The sequence below is a fragment of the Paramesorhizobium endophyticum genome (assembly GCF_014640615.1).
GTDB lineage: Bacteria > Pseudomonadota > Alphaproteobacteria > Rhizobiales > Rhizobiaceae > Paramesorhizobium > Paramesorhizobium endophyticum.
Window position 1 is genome coordinate 36,623 of sequence record NZ_BMHH01000021.1, and the last position, 14,650, is coordinate 51,272.

13 protein-coding genes are annotated in these 14,650 nt (G+C 61.1%); 7 read left to right on the forward strand and 6 right to left on the reverse strand.

The annotated features are described in order from the left end of the window. The first annotated feature begins 7 nt into the window (after positions 1 to 7). On the forward strand, positions 8 to 1,027 hold the full coding sequence (locus IEX53_RS19485; protein WP_188825853.1) for a LacI family DNA-binding transcriptional regulator: 1,020 nt from the start codon (positions 8 to 10) through the stop codon (positions 1,025 to 1,027). Positions 1,028 to 1,079: 52 nt separating this feature from the next. Here the strand turns inward: IEX53_RS19485 and IEX53_RS19490 are convergent, their stop codons facing one another. Next, positions 1,080 to 2,411 carry an aminotransferase-like domain-containing protein gene (locus tag IEX53_RS19490; protein ID WP_188825854.1) on the reverse strand — a complete coding sequence of 444 codons (1,332 nt, stop codon included), beginning with the start codon at positions 2,409 to 2,411 and terminating at the stop codon, positions 1,080 to 1,082. A 100-nt stretch (positions 2,412 to 2,511) separates the two neighbouring features. Here IEX53_RS19490 and IEX53_RS19495 point away from each other — a divergent pair, with 100 nt between their 5' ends. From IEX53_RS19495 to IEX53_RS19515, 5 genes are read left to right on the forward strand one after another with little or no spacing between them, the layout of a single operon-like run. Next, complete coding sequence (locus IEX53_RS19495; RefSeq protein WP_188825855.1) at positions 2,512 to 3,462, forward strand: ABC transporter substrate-binding protein; 951 nt, start codon at positions 2,512 to 2,514, stop codon at positions 3,460 to 3,462. Positions 3,463 to 3,501: 39 nt separating this feature from the next. After that, positions 3,502 to 4,389, forward strand: a complete 888-nt coding sequence (locus IEX53_RS19500; RefSeq protein WP_188825856.1) for an ABC transporter substrate-binding protein — start codon at positions 3,502 to 3,504, stop codon at positions 4,387 to 4,389. After that, positions 4,386 to 5,315 carry an amino acid ABC transporter permease gene (locus IEX53_RS19505; protein WP_188825857.1) on the forward strand — a complete coding sequence of 310 codons (930 nt, stop codon included), beginning with the start codon at positions 4,386 to 4,388 and terminating at the stop codon, positions 5,313 to 5,315. The genes IEX53_RS19500 and IEX53_RS19505 overlap by 4 nt, the downstream gene beginning before the upstream one ends. Further along, positions 5,315 to 6,097, forward strand: coding sequence for an amino acid ABC transporter ATP-binding protein (locus IEX53_RS19510; protein WP_188825858.1), 783 nt, complete (start codon positions 5,315 to 5,317; stop codon positions 6,095 to 6,097). Before IEX53_RS19505 ends, IEX53_RS19510 begins: the two co-directional genes overlap by 1 nt. Positions 6,098 to 6,157: 60 nt before the next feature. Beyond that, positions 6,158 to 7,351 (forward strand): M20 aminoacylase family protein, encoded by a 1,194-nt coding sequence (locus IEX53_RS19515; RefSeq protein WP_188825859.1) that lies wholly within the window; start codon positions 6,158 to 6,160, stop codon positions 7,349 to 7,351. A 111-nt stretch (positions 7,352 to 7,462) separates the two neighbouring features. Here IEX53_RS19515 and IEX53_RS19520 read toward each other — a convergent pair whose 3' ends face one another. From IEX53_RS19520 to mtnK, 5 genes are read right to left on the reverse strand one after another with little or no spacing between them, the layout of a single operon-like run. Further along, positions 7,463 to 8,596, reverse strand: a complete 1,134-nt coding sequence (locus IEX53_RS19520) for a RuBisCO large subunit C-terminal-like domain-containing protein (protein WP_236016282.1) — start codon at positions 8,594 to 8,596, stop codon at positions 7,463 to 7,465. Further along, a complete protein-coding gene (locus IEX53_RS19525) occupies positions 8,596 to 9,597 on the reverse strand; it encodes a transketolase family protein (RefSeq protein ID WP_188825861.1) in 1,002 nt (333 codons plus the stop codon). The genes IEX53_RS19520 and IEX53_RS19525 overlap by 1 nt, the downstream gene beginning before the upstream one ends. 2 nt (positions 9,598 to 9,599) lie before the next feature. After that, a complete protein-coding gene (locus IEX53_RS19530) occupies positions 9,600 to 10,535 on the reverse strand; it encodes a transketolase (RefSeq protein ID WP_188825862.1) in 936 nt (311 codons plus the stop codon). A 4-nt stretch (positions 10,536 to 10,539) separates the two neighbouring features. Next, entirely contained in the window at positions 10,540 to 11,634 is a 1,095-nt protein-coding gene (gene mtnA / locus IEX53_RS19535) for an S-methyl-5-thioribose-1-phosphate isomerase (protein WP_188825863.1), read from the reverse strand. After that, the gene (mtnK, locus tag IEX53_RS19540) at positions 11,631 to 12,893 is read right to left on the reverse strand and encodes an S-methyl-5-thioribose kinase (protein ID WP_188825864.1); all 1,263 of its coding nucleotides are present in this window, start codon (positions 12,891 to 12,893) and stop codon (positions 11,631 to 11,633) included. The genes mtnA and mtnK overlap by 4 nt, the downstream gene beginning before the upstream one ends. A gap of 211 nt (positions 12,894 to 13,104) precedes the next feature. Between mtnK and IEX53_RS19545 the strand changes: the two genes are divergently transcribed. Next, positions 13,105 to 14,649 (forward strand): sugar ABC transporter ATP-binding protein, encoded by a 1,545-nt coding sequence (locus IEX53_RS19545; protein WP_188825865.1) that lies wholly within the window; start codon positions 13,105 to 13,107, stop codon positions 14,647 to 14,649. The last annotated feature ends 1 nt before the right edge of the window (position 14,650 follow it).

Genomic DNA, 14,650 nt, shown 5'->3' on the forward strand with positions numbered 1-14,650 from the left:
GTCCCCATTGCGTTCGACAGTCAAGGACATTGCCGAGGCGGCAGGCGTATCGAGCGCTACGGTCGACCGCGTGCTCAACAATCGCGGCCGTGTGAAAGAGCGCACACGCGAGATCGTGCTGGAAGTGGCGCGCGGGCTTGGCTACCTGCCGGGCAGCGGTTCAAAACCGGTGGCTGGAGGAGGGCGCATAAGGCTGGATTTCGTCTTGCCTGCGGGCACCAACACCTTCATCGCCAATCTTCGCGGCGAGATCATCAGGCAGGCGGCGCTGAAGCCGGAACTCGATGTCACCATCCACAGCGTGGAGGGCTTCAACCCCGAGACGCTCGCCGGCGCGCTGGAAAGTCTGAAAGGTACGGCGCAGGGCGTCGGCGTCATCGCGCTGGATCACCCGGCGGTGCGCGAGGCCATGCGCGCGCTGGCCCAAGACGGCGCCCATGTGGTGACGATCGCCTCCGACATCCTGCATGTGCCGCGCGTCGCCTATATCGGTGTCGACAACCGGGCAGCGGGCCGGCTCGGCGGCTATATTCTGGGCCGGTTCCTGGGGGCGGGGGCGCGCAAAAAGATCGCCCTTTTCGCCGGCTCTCTATCCTATCGCGGCCATGAGGAGCGCGAGATGGGCTTCCGCCGTGTCCTGGCGGAGGAGTTTCCGCATCTCGATATCGTTGAACTGAAGGAGATCGAGGATAGCCGCGAGAAGGCTTACAAGGAGGCGATGGCGCTCCTTGACCGCCATCCCGACCTTGCAGGCATTTATAATCTCGGGGCCGGCAACCAGGGCATCGGGCAGGCGCTGATCGATTCCGGCAAAGCCGCCTCGGTCATCTTCATCGGGCACGAACTGACGGACAATACCAAGCGTCTCCTTCTCAACGGGACGATGGATGCGGTGATCGACCAGAATCCCCGCGTCGAGGCTCGGGAGGTGCTGGCAGCGCTGACGAGCAGCATCAACGCTCAGCCCTATGCCCCCATCCAGCCGCGCCTGGCGGTGATTTTCAAGGAGAACATCCCGGAGAACTGAGGGCTGCGATCCAACCACTTTTCGGGCAGCCCCATCAATGCCGACCGGGAAGTTAGCGAACATCCGCAGCAAGCCGGACGGCCTCGGCGACTTCATCAGCCTGTTGTTCCTTCAATATGCTTGTGGCTACGCGGATGGCACTCGTGGGCCCGCTAGAGAATTTGGCGCCCGGAGCGACGGCTATGCGCCGGGCGGCAAGAGTCACCATGGCGTAGGGTTCGGAAGTTACCGGCACAAGGCAGCACAGGCCGGTGCCGCCGGAGATTCTCATGCCGCGTGTCGCCAGTGCTTCAGAGAAATCGCGCGCCCGCTTCCGGTAGATCTGCTTGGTCTGCTCCAGTTCCGCCTGTGTTTTTACATCTTTGAGCAGCCATGCGACGGCGGCTTGCAAAATACGGCTCGTCCACCCTGCGCTGAAACTGCGGTAACCTTGGATCTGCTCTACAAGGGACCATGAGCCGGAAAGCACGGCAAGGCGCAAATCCGGCCCAAGCGTCTTCGAGTAGGACAGGATGTGAATGACGCGTTGGGGGAAGCGCGTCCCCAGCGTCTGCGGTCGCACCGGAGCGATATCGCCGACGCCGTCATCCTCGATGATAAGGGCGTCGCTGTTTTGCAGGACATCGCCCAAAGCCGCCATGCGGGCTGCGCTGACGCAATAGCTCGTCACGGAATGAGTGCGCGGCTGGAACAGGAAGGCTGAAGGCTTGCGCTGCAAGGCTGCCGACAGCGAATCCGGCAGGGGACCCTCCTGATCGCAGGCGACTGGAATGATCGGCACGCCCAGATCTTCCAGAATATCGAGAAGGCGCATGGCGGTCGGGTCTTCGATCGCCACCGGCGTGCCGGGAGGCAAAAGCGCATGCAGAATGGTATAGACGGCGTTGTAGCCGCCATTCGTCGCCAGAAAAGCTTCCGGCTCGTAAGGCCAGTTACGCCGCACAGCTTCCTCCAGTTCCGGCAGGATGCGGGTGCGGTCATAGCTGTTTAGATTTTGCGCCCTCGCACCATGAAGCAGCGCCTTGTCGAGCGAGGGAAGCAAAAGCGGATCGGGAATGGCCTTGGAGAGATCGAGAACGTCGGGCCCATAATTGCCGAAGCTCGCAAGCCGCTCCGGCTGCGCGGCGAAGCGGTCACCGCTGACCCAGGTTCCATTGCGGCCACGGCCGGTAATGATCTTCTGCTTCCTGAGTTCGCTCCACGCCTCCGACAGCGTCGCCGGGCTGACGCCGAGCGTATAGGCGAGATCACGCACCGGCGGCAGCTTGGTGCCGACCGGCAGAAGCCCCTTGCGAATAATGTCCGCCGTGTCGCGGGCAATGCCGCGGGTCGTCCTGTCCTGCAGCTTCTGCGCGAACCATTCTGGCGTGAAATCCTGCAGCATGTTTCCTGCTTTGTTTAATGTTCAGTAACGTAATAGCGTTTGATCGGAAAAAACTGAACATTTAATATTGTTCCCGTTGTGGAAATCCAAGGGAAATGAAATGCCGATCACGCTGCGGCTCGCTGTGAGAGACTGGGATTATCTGACGCCGCTGGCGCTGGGCGATGTGCGCTCGCCAAAGCTCGACATCGTCCTCGACCGTGTCGGCACGCTTGTCTCGCATCCGGGGAAGGATGAGGCACATGATGCGGCGGAAATGTCCTTCAGCCGATACACATCCTTGCGTCTTGAGGGAGACGAAAGCATTGTTGGCATTCCGAACTTCATCATGCGCGGTTTCCGGCACCGCTGCGTGATCACGCGGGCCGATAGCCAGATCCGCAGTTTCGCCGATCTGGCGGGCAAGAAGATCGGCGTGACGGGGTGGCGTGACTCCGGCAACACATGGACGCGGGCGGCCTTGCGGCGCGAAGGCGTAGGCGTGGACGACGCATATTGGTATGCCGGGCGCTTGACCGAAACGCATCCCATTACTGACCGTCTCGACGGTTTCGGCCGTCCGGACCGCATCGAGGCCATGCCCGGCGAGCGTCCCATGATGGATATGCTGCGGGAAGGATTTCTCGATGCGGTGTTCACGCCCTTCATGCCGGACGGATATTTCGGCAAGGAGTCCGGCTTCCGGCAGGTGCTGGAGGATTTCCGTGAGGCGGAACTCTCCTATTTCAACGCCGTCGGCTATGTCCCGGGCATGCATCTCATCGGGATCAAGCCGCATATCCTGAGAGATCATCCATGGGTGGCGGATGAGTTGAGCGCGCTCATCGATGAAAGCCAGCGCGTCTGGACCGCCAAGAGGCGCAAATATTCCGATACGACGCCATGGATCATCGACGAACTGCTGAAAGTGGCGCGGGATATGCCGGACAATTGGAATGAAAGCGGGCTGCCGGCTAACGAAAAAATGATCGATGATTTCGCGGAAGAACTCCATGTTCAGGGTATCTTGCCGCGCAAGCTGTCGATCAGGGAACTATTTCCGTTTCAATAACGAAACATCTGAGCGGAACATCACCATTGGGAGATCGATATGAAAAGTGCAGTTATAGCCGTTTTTCTGGGATGTTTTCTGGCGCAGCCAGCTTTTGCGGAGGATGTGAAAATCCCGCAGCAGAGCGTCAACGAGGCGCTCCGTGCTCGCCTGCCGGCGGATGTCATCAAGGCGGGCAACATGGTGGCCGTCAATAATGGCTCCTTCCCGCCTTATGAAATCATCGATGGAACCAACATGTCGGGCGCAAGCGCCGATATGTCTGATGCGCTCGGCCAGCTTCTCGGCGTCAAGATCGAGCACGCGACGGTGGGCGGGCTGCCTGCGCTGCTGAGCGGCATCAACGCCAGGAGATATCAGTTCGGCTTCGGACCGGTCGGGGATTTTCCCTCTCGCCAGGAGGCCAATGATTTTGTCGACTGGGTGCGCGAATATGTGGTCTTTGCCGTGAAGAAGGGCAATCCGGAAGGCATCACCTCGCTCGATACGGCCTGCAGCAAGCGCATCGCCGTTATGGCGGGCGGCTCGGCGGAAAAGGTCATCAAGGAACAATCGGAAAAATGCACGGCGGCGGGCAAGGCGGCTATTCAGGTCCAGTCCTATACCGACCAGCCGACCTCAATCCTCGCCGTTCGCTCGAACCGTGCCGATGCCTTCTTCTCTTCGCAAGCGCCGTTGACCTATTTCATCCAGCAGTCGAACGGCCAACTCGAACTGACGGGTGTCGGCCAGAAGAACGGCTTTGACGATCTCTATCAGGGCGCGGTGGTGCCGAAAGGATCGCCGCTCGGCGAAGTGCTGCGCGATGGCCTGCAAATCCTGATCGACAACGGCACCTATGCCACGATCATGAAGAAGTGGGGCCTGGAAAACAACATGATCGACGCAGCCGGCATCAATCTCGCCGGTAAGGCAGCGGCAAAATGAGCGCGGTTCTCTCCCCGGCAGATGCTGGAGGCAGCGTCGATCCATATGACGTTGCCCGGGCGCACCGGCCCTTTCCCGCCGGGCGGCTCCTATTATGGCTCGTCGTTGGCGCGGTGGCGGTGAACTTCGCCTATATCGTCGCCAGAAATCCGAACTTCGGCTGGCCGGTGGTGGCGCAGTATTTCTTCGACCCGACGGTGATGAAAGGGCTTTATGTCACGCTCGGCCTCACCGTCGTGGCGATGATCATCGGCATTGTGCTCGGCCTGCTTCTCGCCATAGCGCGCATGTCCCAGGACCGGCTCGCCAGTTCCGCCGCGGGCTTGTTCATCTGGTTCTTCCGGGGCACACCGCTGCTGGTGCAACTCATCTTCTGGTACAATATGTCCACCTTGTTCCCGAAGATTTCGATCGCCATCCCCTTCGGGCCGACGCTTGCGAGCTGGAACACCAATGATCTCATCACACCGGTGACGGCGGCGATCGTTGGGCTCGCCCTCAACGAGGCGGCCTATATGGCGGAGATCATCCGCGGCGGGCTGCTGTCGGTCGACAAGGGGCAGGCGGAAACCGCCGCGGCTTTCGGCATGACCCGGGCGCGCGCCCTGCGCCGCATCATCATTCCGCAGGCGATGCGCTCCATCGTGCCGCCAACCGGCAACCAGCTCATCAGCATGATCAAGGCGACGTCGCTGGTCAGCGTCATTGCCATGGCGGACCTGCTTTACTCGGTGCAGTCCATCTACAACCGTACCTTCGAAGTCATGCCGATGCTGCTTGTCGCCGTCCTCTGGTACCTGCTGATCACATCGATCCTCAATGTGGGCCAGAGCGCCGTCGAGCGCTACTATAATCGTGGCGAGCGGGGCGATGCGGTCCGGCAAGACGAGCTTCCTGCAAAGACGCTCGCGCAGGAGAGTGTGTAATGAAAATTGCCACAAACTCAAAGCCACTCGTGCGGGCGAGCAATGTTCACAAGGCCTTTCACAGTCTGGAAGTGCTCAAGGGCATCGATCTCGAGGTGCATCCAGGCGAGGTGGTCGTCATTCTCGGGCCATCCGGTTCCGGAAAGTCCACCTTCCTGCGCTGCATCAACCGGTTGGAGACGATCGACAAGGGCTCGATCTTTGTCGATGACAAGCAGATCGGTTACAGGATGCGCGCTGATGGCCGGCTTGTCGCCTTGTCCAACAGGGCAATCGCGGCGCAGCGCAGCAAGATCGGCATGGTCTTTCAGCAGTTCAATCTCTATCCGCACATGACCGTGCTCCAGAATGTGATCGAGGCGCCGGTCGGGGTACATGGCCACAGCCGGACCGAAGCGATTGCGACGGCGAAGGACCTTCTGGCCAAGGTCGGTATGTCGCACAAGATCAATGCCTATCCGCGCCAACTCTCGGGCGGGCAGCAGCAGCGTGTCGCCATCGCACGGGCGCTGGCGATCCGGCCAAAGCTCATGCTCTTCGACGAGCCGACTTCCGCACTCGACCCGGAACTCGTCGGCGAGGTGCTTTCAACCATGCGCAGTCTCGCCGAGCAGGGGCTGACGATGATCGTCGTCACGCACGAAATCGGCTTTGCGCGGGAGGCAGCGGACAGGGTCGTTTTCATGGATGGCGGCACGGTGATTGAGGAAGGCACGCCGCAACAGGTTCTCGAGAACCCCCAGCATTCGCGAACGCGAAGTTTCCTGAGCCGCTTCATCTGAGGCGTTCATAATCATTCCACATCCTGGAGGCCCGCGGCTCAACCCTGCGGGACGAGCATCATGACCCAATTACGAAACTTTGCTGAAATCGCCGATCTCGCGCCTCAAAGCGAAGCTTTGTGCGACATGCGCCATCACCTGCACGCCAATCCCGAGCTGTCGTTCGAGGAAGAAAAGACTGCGGCCTATGTGGCCGAGAAACTGGAAGCCTGGGGCTACGAGGTCACGCGCAATGTCGGCGGCCATGGGGTCGTCGGACGGTTGCGGGTAGGCGAGGGCGGTCGCAGCGTTGCGATCCGCGCCGACATGGACGCGCTGCCGATTATGGAAGTAACGGGCCTGCCCTATGCCAGCCGGACGCCCGGCAAGATGCATGCCTGCGGCCATGACGGCCATACGGCGATGCTGCTGGGCGCTGCGGAATATCTGGCCCGCACGCGCAATTTCAGCGGCACGGTCAATCTGATCTTCCAGCCGGCGGAGGAAGCGGGCGAGGTGAGCGGCGCTCAAAGGATGATCGCCGATGGCCTGTTCGAACGCTTTCCTTGCGACGCGATTTTCGGCCTGCATAATCATCCGGGCGCGCCGGAAGGCACGTTCCTCATGCGGTCGGGTCCGCTGATGGCCGCCGCCGATACGGCCATCATCAAGGCGATCGGCAAGGGCGGCCACGCCTCCCGCCCGCATCTCACCGTCGATCCGGTCATGGTCGCCGCCAGCCTCGTGATGGCGCTGCAGACGGTGGTGTCGCGCAATGTGGATCCCACGGAAACGGCGGTCATCACCGTCGGCACGATCCATGGCGGCGAGGCGAGCAATGTCATTCCGGAAAGCGTGACCCTCGGCGTCAGCATCCGCTCCTTCTCGCCGCGCATTCGCGAAATACTCGAAACGCGGGTGCGCTCATTGGTCGAAAACCATGCCGCATCCTATGGCGCGACGGCAGAGATCGATTATCAGCGTGGCTATCCGGTTGTGGTGAATTCCGAGGCGGAAACCGAATTCGCCACGGAAGTGGTGAAGGAACTGGTCGGCGAGGAGAAGGTCTCGACCTGTCCGCTCATTCCGGGCAGCGAGGATTTCGCCTATTTCCTGGAGCGCAAGCCCGGCTGCTTCCTGCGCCTTGGCAATGGCGTCGATTCCGCGTTCCTCCACAATTCGAAATTCGACTTCAACGACGCCAATCTCACCGTGGGCGCAGCCCTGTGGGCTCGTCTTGCGGAACGGTTTCTCGCGAAGGGCGGCAACGGCTGATCACTTGGGCCGCCATCTTTGGCGGTTCGTTGCAGGGGATGCAGGCAGGACTTGAAACGCGGTCGACCATGTTCGTCCACCTGCATCTTGGTCAAATTGCCTGTATCTCCGTCAATTTCCGGAATTCGTATTTTGCAGGAGATCCCGCAATCTTCTGCAAGCCCCGGCCAGGTCGTCCTGTTGGCGCAGGAGCGCGCCGCCAATGAGATACATGACATCGTCCCCATAGGTGGACACTATTTCGGGAATTCGCTCGAAGGTCATGCCGCCGCCCGGCGTTGGCATGGCAGGCAGCAAGCCATCGAGTGGTTCCGAGCAGCCGGAGACGATGGACAGGCACTCCTCGCGCGAAAAGCTGAAGCGCCCGCCGAAATTGGGGTAGACGACCGCGTCCACACCCATCAGTCTTTGCAGCGTGCCGAAGAAGAAGGCGTGGGAAAAGCCGGTCGTCGGCGTGATGACATTCGCGCCGCCGAAGGCGGGATGGGAGATGATCGGCAGATTGAAATCTGTCCGCGCCCGCAGCATTCGCGCCGCCTCATAACCGGTAAGGGAAGGCGCGAGCATGACGCCGCCCGCGCCCTGTTCCTGCGCGGCAAAGGCACGCTCGAGGATCAGTTCCACCGGTCCCGTGACGTTGGGCACATAGAGGCTCTCGCCGCCCGTCTTCGCGTTCGCTTCTCCCACCGCGTCGGTGCAGGCTCTCAGCCGCTCCCGGAAAGGCGATGTCTTCTGGTTGGCGAGGCCGTGGTCATCCTTGATGTAATTGACGCCGCCGAGCGCGAACCGGTGGGCAAGATCGGCAAGCGCGGCGACTGGAAGGCCAACCGGCTTGATCGCCGACATGAGCAATGGCCCGTCCGGCATTCCGGTACGCTTGCGCAGGCCATCCGGGCCGAAACGCGGACCTTGACAGATCGCAAGGATGCCCTCCGAGAGGGTCATGCTTTCCACCCGGCAATCGGGCCGGATCGATGAATTGCCGAAGATGATGTTGAGAAGCTGCGGAAAATCGTCACCGATATCGTCGTCGCTATAGGAGATGCGGGCGAAATAGCCGCCTCTTTGTCCTGACGCCTGTGCGACGTCCTCGACCCGTCCAAGAATTTCATCGCGCACATAGCCTTCCGGCACGATATCCGCCGGGATCTCCACGGTCTGCTCCAGTGCGATTTCCGCTGCTCTCGCCCGCGCTTCCGCCTCGTCTTTGCTACCTATCCAGTAAGTGACCGAAAACCGCGCCATCAAAGGGCCTCCGCCTTCTGAGCTGAATGCACCGCGTCGAGCCGCACAGATTGCAGCTCCGTCTCATCGAATGCGATGTCGCACCCGAGTAGTTGCCCTACGGCGCCGATCAATGCGCTGGCGTCAAGGCCGTATTTCTTCATGAGGTATGGCTTCGATGCACCGTGGGCGAAGGTATCCTGAAGCCCCAGACGACGCAGCCGGATGCCTATCCCTTCTTCCGCGAGGATCTCCGCGGTGAGCGAGCCCAAGCCGCCGATGATCGTATGGTTCTCCATCGTCACCACGCCTTTCTTGCCTGTGAGGGCATGCAGCAGCCCCTCCCGGTCGAAAGGCTTCAAGGTCGATGCATGGAGATGATGCACGCTCACATCGCGGGATTTCAGGAACGCCGTCGCCCGCAACGCCTCTTCCGTGCAGATGCCGGAGGTCAGCACTAGAATGTCGTCTCCCTCGCTGAGCGTACGCAGCCGGTTGAACGCGAAGGGCGAGGAGAACAGCCTTGGCACCTCGCCTCTCAAAACCCGGACATAGACGGGTCCGTCGATGCTGTCGGCCACGTCAAGAACGGTTTCGACCTCCGTTGCGTCTCCGGTCTCGAGCACCGTCATGTTCGGGATCGCGCGCATGACCGCGATATCCTCGATGGCTTGATGGGTTATGCCGCCCGGCGTCGTGATGCCCGGCAGGAAACCCATGAGCCTTACCTTGCGGTTGGAATAGGCGATGGAGTTGATAAGCTGGTCATAAGGGCGGCGATAGAGGAACACCGCGAAGGTGTGAATGAACGGGCGGAAGCCCTGCATCGCGAGGCCACCGGCGAAGGACAGCATGTTCTGCTCCGCCATGCCGAGCGAGAGAAACTGCTCCGGATGCCTGTCGCGGAAGCCGTCCACCTCGCAGGACGAGGTCAGGTCCGCGGAAAGGCAAAGCACCTCGGGCCGCGCGGCGGCGAATGTTTCGAAAGCGCCCGCATAGGGCCGGTTGACGATTTCCACCATGATCAGCCCCTTGCGATCTCTGCTTCGTTGAGCCCGAGTTCGGCGGCGATTGCCGCCTGCATCTCGTCGCGCTCCTGCCTTGTCTTGAACCGCACGTAATGCAGCCGCGGAAAGCGCCGCTTCAAGAAGGGCATGCCCTGATAGGGCGAAGTGTTGGCAAGGATGATGAGGGGCTTGCCGGTCTCGGCGCTGTCCGCCGCCTCGCACAACTGATGAAGATCGTGACCGTCGACCGTACGGCAGGTGGCGCCGAAGGCGGAAACGCGCGACGGCAGATCGCCGAGGTCGAGGACCGATGCCATCGCCCCGTCGCATTGCTGGCGGTTGACATCGACCACCACCCTGATGTTGTCGATGCCGTGATGGCTCATGGCGGCGAGGCATTCCCAGGTCTGTCCTTCCTGGAATTCGCCATCGGACATGTAGACCCAGACCTTGCCCGGCTCTCCTTTCCGCTTGCGTGCGAAGGCGATGCCCGAAGCCATGGAAAGCCCTTGCGCGAGCGATCCGGTGGTGACCTCCATGCCGGGGCTGTGTTCCGCACCGATCATCTCAACGGAGCTGCCGTCGCGGTTGAAATGATCAAGTGCATGCTCGTCCATGCGCCCGGTTTCGATGAGGGCGGAATAGACGACAAGCGCATAGTGCGCGGGCGAGATAATCAAGCGGTCGAACTCTGGCGCGAAAGGCCCGTGATAGCCCGCGCCCGTGAAAGCTTGCGTGTTATGCGTGGAGGGCACGCCCGCAAAGGGCAGTGGAATCTTCGGCAAGGTCGGCTCGCCCAGATGCAGCGCCTCATTATAGAGGAATGCGAGGCTCTCTGCCGCCGAGCAGGCTTGGCTCAGATAGCCGCCATTGTGGCGCATGGTGTGGAGGAAGACGCGCCTGCGGATGCCGGCGGCGATGTCTTCCGTTTTGCGATGATTGAGAATGGTCATCGTATCAATTCCGTTCCGGAAAGAGCGCTTGCAGGCCTTGCGGCGAGGCCTGCGCTATGCCGCGCTCGGTGATGAGGCCTGTGATGAGCCGCGCGGGGGTCACGTCGAAGGCAGGGTTCGCCGCCGGGCTGGTTTCGGGCGAAATGCGCACCAGCGCGATTTTGCCTTGCGCATCACGCCCCTGGACGAAGCTCACCTCGTCGCCGCCGCGTTCCTCGATCGGAATTTCCCTGATGCCGTCATGCACGGTCCAGTCGATGGTGGGAGAGGGCAGGGCGACATAGAAGGGTACGCCATTGTCCTTGGCGGCAAGCGCCTTCAAATAAGTACCGATCTTGTTGCAGACATCGCCATTGGCGGTCGTCCGGTCCGTGCCGACGATCACCATGTCCACCTGCCCGTGCTGCATAAGATGACCGCCGGCATTGTCGACGATAAGCGTATGCGGTACGCCGTGGCCGTTGAGTTCCCACGCGGTCAACTGTGCGCCCTGATTGCGCGGGCGCGTTTCGTCCACATAGACGTGGACGGGAATGCCTTCTTCCGCTGCCAGATAGATAGGCGCGGTGGCCGTGCCGTAATCGACCGTCGCCAGCCAGCCGGCATTGCAGTGGGTGAGAATATTCACGGGCTCGCCCGGCTTTCTGGCCGCGGCAATCCTGCGGATGACCTCAAGCCCGTTGCGGCCGATGTTGCGGTTTAGTTCCACGTCTTCGTCAGCGATCCGGGCAGCCTTTTCATAGGCAGTTTCCGCGCGTCTTGCGGGTTGAAGAGGCCGCAGGAACTCACGCATTTCATCAAGCGCCCAGCGCAAATTGATCGCCGTCGGGCGCGTCTCGTGGAGATAATTCCATGCCTTGTCCAGCGCCTCGTCGCTTGGGTCCGCCCGCATTGCGATGGCCATGCCATAAGCGGCGGTGACGCCGATGAGTGGCGCGCCGCGCACCCACATGTCGCGGATGGCGATAGCCACTTCATCGACTGTCCCCAGCGTCACGATCCGAAATTCGTGCGGCAGCCAGCGCTGGTCGATGATATCGACCGACTGTCCGTCGCCGTTCAGCCAGATCGTGCGGTAATGGCGATTGCCGACTTTCATCGGTTTTCCTCTCTTTCAAGCCGCCGGGCCAGGGCATTGACCTCGGCGATGCTGTGGATACGGCGTCTGTTAACGGCGAGATGCCGCCCGAATTTGAGCGCTTTCGCCTCGCAAGCCGCCCGAAGCCGTTCATCCTCGATGGTTTCGAAATCGGCATTGTGGGCGAGACCGAGAATGCGGCGGTGGGTTTCTATCCCGGCAAAGCCCAGCGCATCGGTCCAGATCGTATGGATCATCTCGTCCAGCGCCTGTTCCGCCCCTAGGCTGTCCCCCTGATCCTCGAAAAGCGATTTCTGGTAGAGTATCCCGTCGCGTTCGGTGCGCCAGAGATGGGAGAACTCCGTCCGGAAACTGTCCCAGATGGTCGAAGCGGTCTCGAGCAGATAGGCGCGCATGGCGTCCCGGTTGCCATCATTTTCATGTCCGGCCTGGGAGAAATAGCTCATCCAGAAATTGGCGAGCAGCATGCCCACATCGAAGGCCATGGGCCCATAGAAGGCGAATTCGGGATCGATCACGCGGGTTTCGTCATCCGTCACCATGACGGAGCCGGTGTGCAGATCGCCGTGAAGCAGCGTTTCGGCGTTCGAGGCAAACAGATGTTTCAGCCGTTGTGCTTCCACCTTCAGGTCGCGGTCGGCCCGCAGCTTTGCCACCAGTTCGTCGAGATGCGGGCTGGTATGGCGGTTCAGCACCGCCTCGAAATAAGGGTCCGAAAATACGAGGTTTTCGGTGATGTCGCAGAGTTCGACGTTGTCGGCGAAAAGCGCCAGATCCTCCTTGCGCTTGCGGGGCGTCATGGCGAGATCGGAGCCGCGAAAGAGTGTGCGCGCCAGATAGAGGCCGAGATCCGCCGCGATCTTCGGCAACTGCCGGCCTTCGATCAGTGCGCGCCGCAGGATCACATGCGGCGAGAGATATTCCATGACGATGATCGCCTGATCCTGGTCGAAATGGTAGACCTCCGGCACGCTTCCCGGGTTCCGCTCCGCCGCCCGGATGAGGGCGTGATATTCGAAGAAGGACCGCTTCAGCGGCAACGGCCAGCTTTCGCCGACGAGCCGCACATAAGGCAGCGCCTGCTTGACGATCACCGCCCCGGCATCGCCCTTGACGATGAAAACCAGATTGAGATTGCCATCGCCTACCTCGCGCACATCCCAGCGGGCAATGTCCTCGCCGATGCGCTGTCTTAATTGAGGTTGGTTCCCCAGCCGCCCCGGCAAGGTGGCCGGTTCAAGCGCCTCAAAACCATGCATGCTCTCCTCCCCTGACACTGGCGGCAAATGCCCGTTCCGGCTTGTGCCCAAAAATCAGAACCGAATTTCGAAAAGCCGATACGCGCTGCAAGGCCGATGCCTCCAACATCGCCTGCGCCTGGCTACAATTGGTAGATCAGCATTCTGTCAAATGTCAACTGGATTGACATTTGCTAAAATCGGGCTTTTAGTCCCATACCGGGAGGAGCACATGGGACAGGACTACGTTTTCCGTATCGAAGCCTTGCGCAAATCGTTCGGCCCGTTTCGCGTGTTGAACGGGGTCGATCTTAGCCTGCGGGCAGGGGCTGTGAGGGTGCTGATGGGGGCCAATGGCGCGGGGAAATCGACGCTGGTGAAGGTCGTCAGCGGCGTGTACGCCCGCGATGCCGGCACCATGTCGCTGGGTGCCGCCGATTTTGCGCCCTCCGGCCCTGCTGAGGCGATCCGTGCAGGCGTCGTTACGGTGCATCAAAACATCAATGACGGCGTGGTGGCCGATCTCGACGTTGCCACCAATCTGACGCTAGACCGGCTCAACGGGCGGGGAGCGAGCGTCCTTTTCAATCCGCGCAAGGTTCGCGCACAGGCCGCTAAAGTGGCGGAACGTATGGGGCTTGCCATCGACCTCAACGCCTGGATTTCCAGCCTCTCGCTGGCCGACCGCCAGATGGTGGCGATTGCCCGCGCCATGGCGCATGAGCCGAAGGTTCTCATCCTGGACGAGCCGACATCTTCGCTGTCTACCACAGAAGCGGACCGGCTGTTTGCGCTCATCGACCGCTTGCGCGCGCGGGGTGTCGCCATCCTCTACATCTCGCACCGCATGTCGGATATCCGCCGCCTTGCCGACAGCATCGTCTCCCTGCGCGACGGGCGGATCACTGGCGTCTTCGAAGGGCCGGACCTCGATTATGAAGGTGCGGTCAACGCCATGCTCGGGCAGAAAATCGGCAAGGACCGGATTGAGGTTCGGTCTGCCTCCAAATGGATTTTCGAGGCCCGTAATCTCACCATAAACGAGGGATCCCGGCCTTTTTCATTGACAGTGGGCGATGGTGAGATCGTAGCCGTCACCGGCCTTGTCGGCGTGGGAAAGACAGCGCTCGCGGAGACGCTTTTCGGCGTTCGTCAGGCGTTGGGTGGCGAGATGGAACTGGAGGGCAGGGGCTATTCTCCGGCAAGCCCAGCCGCCGCCATCCGGCAGGGCGTGTTTCTCGTCGCCAAGGACCGGGGAGAAAACGGCATCGTTCCCGATTTCAGCATAGAGGAAAATATCAGCCTGCCTTTTCTGCGGTCCCTGTCCAGTCTCAGCGTCCTGAGCCGGAAAAAAGAGCGCGCGCTGGCCCGCCGGCAGATCGAAGCGCTTGGCGTTGTCTGCCGCAGCGAGCGCGATGCGATGCATACGCTTTCCGGCGGCAATCAGCAGAAGGTGATGGTTGGCCGCTGGCTTACACAGGCCTCGCGTCTGCTCGTGCTGGACGAACCCTTTCAGGGTGTCGATATCGCGGCGCGCCGCGACATCGCCATGAAACTGCGCGCCTCGTCGGAAGGGCGCGGCACCATCGTTTTTCTTACAGAGCTCGACGAGGTCTTCGAGATTGCCGACCGTATTCTTGTCATGTCGGAGCACAGTATCGTCGGTGAGCACCGCAATGCCGGGCTCGATGTCGAAAGGCTGCTTGCGGAAATAGCGGGGCGTCATTTCCTCACGGAAATAGCGGAAACAAATGCCCCACGAACCATGGTTGAGTGAC

Coding starts and splice junctions, on each gene's coding strand:
- IEX53_RS19530 (WP_188825862.1), bottom strand. CDS start 10,535: ATGACCATTCTCAATCATCGCAAAACGGAAGACATCGCCGCCGGCATC.
- mtnA (WP_188825863.1), bottom strand. CDS start 11,634: ATGAAAGTCGGCAATCGCCATTACCGCACGATCTGGCTGAACGGCGAC.
- IEX53_RS19545 (WP_188825865.1), top strand. CDS start 13,105: ATGGGACAGGACTACGTTTTCCGTATCGAAGCCTTGCGCAAATCGTTC.
- IEX53_RS19520 (WP_236016282.1), bottom strand. CDS start 8,596: ATGGCGCGGTTTTCGGTCACTTACTGGATAGGTAGCAAAGACGAGGCG.
- IEX53_RS19525 (WP_188825861.1), bottom strand. CDS start 9,597: ATGGTGGAAATCGTCAACCGGCCCTATGCGGGCGCTTTCGAAACATTC.
- mtnK (WP_188825864.1), bottom strand. CDS start 12,893: ATGCATGGTTTTGAGGCGCTTGAACCGGCCACCTTGCCGGGGCGGCTG.
- IEX53_RS19495 (WP_188825855.1), top strand. CDS start 2,512: ATGCCGATCACGCTGCGGCTCGCTGTGAGAGACTGGGATTATCTGACG.
- IEX53_RS19510 (WP_188825858.1), top strand. CDS start 5,315: ATGAAAATTGCCACAAACTCAAAGCCACTCGTGCGGGCGAGCAATGTT.
- IEX53_RS19490 (WP_188825854.1), bottom strand. CDS start 2,411: ATGCTGCAGGATTTCACGCCAGAATGGTTCGCGCAGAAGCTGCAGGAC.
- IEX53_RS19500 (WP_188825856.1), top strand. CDS start 3,502: ATGAAAAGTGCAGTTATAGCCGTTTTTCTGGGATGTTTTCTGGCGCAG.
- IEX53_RS19505 (WP_188825857.1), top strand. CDS start 4,386: ATGAGCGCGGTTCTCTCCCCGGCAGATGCTGGAGGCAGCGTCGATCCA.
- IEX53_RS19515 (WP_188825859.1), top strand. CDS start 6,158: ATGACCCAATTACGAAACTTTGCTGAAATCGCCGATCTCGCGCCTCAA.